Here is a 484-nt window from a genome sequence, read left to right on the forward strand (position 1 = left end):
ACCTCGTACGCGCTGTCCAGCTCGCCGAGACGGTCGACCATGAGTCCGATGGCGTGGTGGTGCGCGTCGGCATGCTCCCGGATGTCGAGGGTGGCGAGGTGGAGACCGACGAGCGCGATGGAGCGGACAGCGTCCGCGAGCAGCCGGTCGGCGATGAGAGTTCCGCCGTTCTCGCGCAGCGAACGATCGACGATGGCGAGGTCGGCCAGCAGTTCGTCGCGATCGGCGTAGTCCACTCCGGGACGATGCGGCTGGCGGTCGGCGATGCGAGCCGCGGTGTTCTGCACCTTGAGGCGCATGCAGGCGAGCTTCAGCCGGTACGGCTCGGCGGCGTTGACGGTCAGCAGCCGCGGGTCGAGGTCGGGGAGGTTCTCGAGGTCGGCGTGCAGCGACTCCGTCAACTCCCCACTTACTCCGACGAGTTCGGACGACGGCGACAGCTCGCGGATCAGCACGTCCAGCCGGTCGGTCACGATGCGCGTCG

The 484-nt window shown here is 68.8% G+C and carries 1 protein-coding gene; it reads right to left on the bottom strand.

The genetic code is table 11. The features are described from left to right. A partial coding sequence (locus tag D9V41_RS16270) for a phosphoenolpyruvate carboxylase (protein WP_243697324.1) occupies positions 1-473 on the bottom strand: 473 nt, incomplete at its 3' end. Positions 474-484 lie beyond the last annotated feature (11 nt).

The organism is Aeromicrobium phragmitis (assembly GCF_003674095.1).
Classification (GTDB): domain Bacteria; phylum Actinomycetota; class Actinomycetes; order Propionibacteriales; family Nocardioidaceae; genus Aeromicrobium; species Aeromicrobium phragmitis.